The sequence below is a fragment of the Pseudomonas sp. SZ40 genome, assembly GCF_052958135.1.
Genome location: NZ_JBQWIF010000078.1, coordinates 1 through 3,628 on the forward strand (window position 1 = coordinate 1; position 3,628 = coordinate 3,628).

General features: G+C 65.4%; 3 protein-coding genes. All 3 read right to left on the reverse strand.

From position 1 onward, the window contains the following. A partial coding sequence (locus ACT9T4_RS26560) for an MFS transporter (protein ID WP_499119856.1) occupies window positions 1–476 on the reverse strand: 476 nt, incomplete at its 3' end. 186 nt (window positions 477–662) lie between these two features. Next, window positions 663–2,012 carry a sigma-54-dependent transcriptional regulator gene (locus ACT9T4_RS26565; RefSeq protein ID WP_499119860.1) on the reverse strand — a complete coding sequence of 450 codons (1,350 nt, stop codon included), beginning with the start codon at window positions 2,010–2,012 and terminating at the stop codon, window positions 663–665. Beyond that, window positions 2,009–3,628 (reverse strand): sensor histidine kinase (locus ACT9T4_RS26570; RefSeq protein WP_499119862.1); only part of this gene is annotated, 1,620 nt, incomplete at its 5' end. The genes ACT9T4_RS26565 and ACT9T4_RS26570, both read right to left, overlap by 4 nt.

Here is a 3,628-nt window from a genome sequence, read left to right on the forward strand (position 1 = left end):
AAGCCGCGGCGTTCCTTGGTGGCCATCTCCGACAGGTAGGTGGCCGAGGTGCCGTATTCGCCACCGACCGACAGGCCCTGCAGCAGCCGTGCGATCACCAGCAGCACCGGCGCGGCAACGCCGATGGTTTCATAGCTGGGGGTCAGGGCGATGATCAGCGAGCCGAAGCACATCAGCAGCACCGAGGCCATAAGTGCAGCCTTGCGGCCCTTGCGGTCGGCGTAGATGCCCATCAGCCAGCCACCGATGGGGCGCATCAGAAAGCCGACGGCGAAGATCGCAGCGGTGTTGAGCAACTGGGCGGTCATGTCGCCCTGTGGGAAGAAGGCCTTGGCGAAGTACAGCGAAAAAGCGGCGTAGACATACCAGTCGTACCATTCGACGAGGTTGCCGACCGAGCCGCTGAAAATGGATTTGATGCGTTGGGACGTGGTGCGCGTTTGCGCGGGGGCAGACAGCGTGCTGGTGCTTTCCATCAGAGGGAACCTCGATCTCGTCATTATTCTTGTACGCCAGTGCAGGCGCTGGCTGGGCCATTGCAGAAGCTGTGCCAGCCGCTGAAAGCCCCGCCCTGTGGGCGTTATGACGAAATCGAGAAGGTGGTTGCTAGCGGAAATCTGCTAGTGCTGCAGGTTGGTTGGCGGAATCTTGCCAGGTGCGGTTCAGTCCGGGCCGGGTGCATCACTGTCGAGAAAATCCGTGCGCAGCAGGCCATGGCGCTGCATCTTTTCGTTCAGCGTGCGCCGCGGCAGTTGCAGCAGCTCGGTGACTAGCTTCATGTCGCCGTGGCAGCTGGCCAGGGCCTCGCGCAGGCATTGCGCCTCGAAGTTCTCCATGCGCGCGCTGAGCGAGTTATCCACAGCGGCTGGCGGGTTGCCGGAGCCGGACAGCGCCAGCACGTGACGCTCGGCGGCGTTGACCAGCTCGCGTACGTTGCCCGGCCAGTCGTGAGCCAGCAGATGGGCGAGCAGTGCCGGAGTGACTGCCGGCAGCGGGCGCCCGAAGCGCTCGGCGATCTGCCTGGCATGGTGTTCGAACAGCATGGGCACGTCCTCGCGGCGCTCGCGCAATGCCGGTAGCTGCAGCTCGGCGACATTGAGGCGGTACAGCAGATCCTGGCGGAATTGGCCGTCGCGCACGCGCTCATGCAGATCCGGCTTGGTAGCGGTCACCACGCGCAGGTCGAGGGCGATCACCTGATTGGAGCCGAGCCGTTCGAGCTGGCGCTCCTGCAGTACGCGCAGCAGTTTGACCTGCTGGCCCAGGGGCATGCTTTCGATTTCGTCGAGGAACAGGGTGCCGCCGTTGGCGTGTTCGATCTTGCCGATACGCTTGCCCTGGGCGCCGGTGAAGGCACCGCTCTCATGGCCGAACAGCTCGCTCTCGAAGAGGTTCTCCGGGATCGCCGCACAATTGAGCGCGACGAAGGGGCCCTTGGCCCGTGGCCCGAAGTCGTGCAGGCAGCGGGCGACCAGCTCCTTGCCGCTGCCGGTTTCGCCACGCATCAGCACGTTGGCCGGCGTGTGCGCCAGTTCGAGCACCTGACGTCGCAACTGCACCATGGCCGCGGAGAAGCCGAGCAGGCGGCCAGCCAGCTCGTCCTTGTGCTCGACCTGCTGGCGCAACTGGCGGTTTTCCTGGGTCAGGCGGCGCTTTTCCAGCGCGCGACGCAGGCTGCCGAGCAGGCGTTCCGGGGTGAAGGGTTTCTCGATGAAATCGTAGGCGCCCAGGCGCATGGCTTCCACGGCCTGGGGCACGTCGCCATGGGCGGACACCAGCAGGAACGGCAGTTCCGCATCGCGCGCCTGTACCTGTTCGAGCAGCGCCATGCCATCCATCCCCGGCATGCGCAGGTCGCTGATCACCACGCCGGGAAAGTCCTCGGGCAGCAGCTCCAGGCACTCCCGGGCGCTGGCGCACAGGTGCACCTGAAAGCCTGAGCGTTCGAGCCATTGGCGCACGGCTTCGCGGATGGGCGCCTCGTCATCGACGAAAATCACGCTGGGTGTCATGCGAACTCCTGTGGGGCGGTGGCAGCGGGCAGGCGCAGGGTGAAACGGGCGCCGCCCTCGGGACGATTGGTGGCCAGCAGGTCGCCGTCCAGTTCACGCACGATGGCGTAGGACACCGCCAGGCCAAGGCCCAGGCCATCGCCCACCGGTTTTGTCGTGAAGAAGGGATCGAACAGCTGCGGCAATGCCTCGGCATCGATGCCCGTGCCCGTGTCGTCGATATGCAGCGACCAGTGGGCGCCTGCGAGCAGCAGTTCGAATGTAAGGCGTGGGGCGGGGCTTTGCTGCATCGCGTCGAGGGCGTTGCGGATCAGATTGACGAGCACCTGCTCCAGGCGAATCGCATCGCCGGCGACCCAGGCGGGCAGCTCGGGCGTTCGTCTGATCTGTACCTCAACATCGCGCAATCGCGGCGCCAGCAGTTGCAGGGCCTTGTCGAGCACGGCGCATAGCTCGAGGGTTTCGCGCAAGCCGCCAGGGCTCTTGCGGGCGTAGGTTTTCAGGTGACCAGCCAGCGCCGCCATGCGCTGCAGCAATTCTTCGTGGCGAACCAGCGACTGGCGTGCCTCTTCCAGTTCGCCATCCGCGAGGATCATGCGCAAGGTGCCAAGGTGCACCTGCAGGGCGGTCAATGGCTGATTGATCTCGTGGGCCAGGGCGGCGGACATCTGCCCCAGAGCGGCGAGTTTGGCGGCCTGTACCAGGCCATCCTGGGCGGTACGCAGCGCTGCGGTGCGCTGTTCGACCAACGCCTGCAGGTCGTCACTGGCACGCTGACGCAGGCGGGCGATGCGCCAGCGTTGATGCACCACCAGGCCGAGCAGAACCAGCGCCAGCCATGCACCACCGGCCGCCAGGCTGGCTGTGTGGGTGCTGTCGGCGATGCTGCGGGTGTCGCGTAGCAGGTGCAGCGTCCAGCCCTCGCTTGCCAGGGCGCGGGTTTCCCACAGGTAGTCGCCGGCCAGTTCCGGGCTGTCGATGCGTACCAGGCGGCCCTCATCGGCCAGGGATTGGCGTTGGCGGTAATTCAAGGGCGCCAGGGGTTTCTTGTCGTACTGACGGGTAGTGGCGAGCGTTTCACGCACACCTGCGGAGATCGGTCGCAGCTCGCGGTAGCGCCAGGCGGGTCGGTTGGCGATAAAACTGATGCCCTGACGGTCGCTGACCAACAGCACGTGGGGACTCTGGCTCCAGGCCTGCTCGATACTGGGGAATTCCAGCTTGACCACCACGGTGCCGAGAAACCGCCCACTGTCATCGCGTACCGCGTGGGACAGAAAGTACCCGGGGATGCCGCTGGTCACGCCCACCGCATAAAAGCGCCCGGTATCCTGGCTACGCGACTCGCTGAAGTACGGACGGAAGCTGTAGTCATGACCCACATAGCTGGTCGGCAGTCGCCAATTGCTGGCGGCGATGCTCAGCCCATCGGCATTCATCACCTGCAGTGTCGAGGAATGTGCGGCCGTATTGGTGGCTTCCAGCTTGAGATTCAGGCGATGCTGCAGCATCGGCGTGAGCGGGCTTTGCAGGGCTTCCTTCAGCTCGGGGTCGAGCGCCAGTACCGCTGGCAAGGCGCGGTAGCGGTCGATCAGCGTCTGCAGCGCGCCGGCGTA

Bases quoted from the DNA above. Each gene is read 5' to 3' on its own strand.
- ACT9T4_RS26565 (WP_499119860.1), bottom strand. From the start codon at position 2,012: ATGACACCCAGCGTGATTTTCGTCGATGACGAGGCGCCCATCCGCGAA.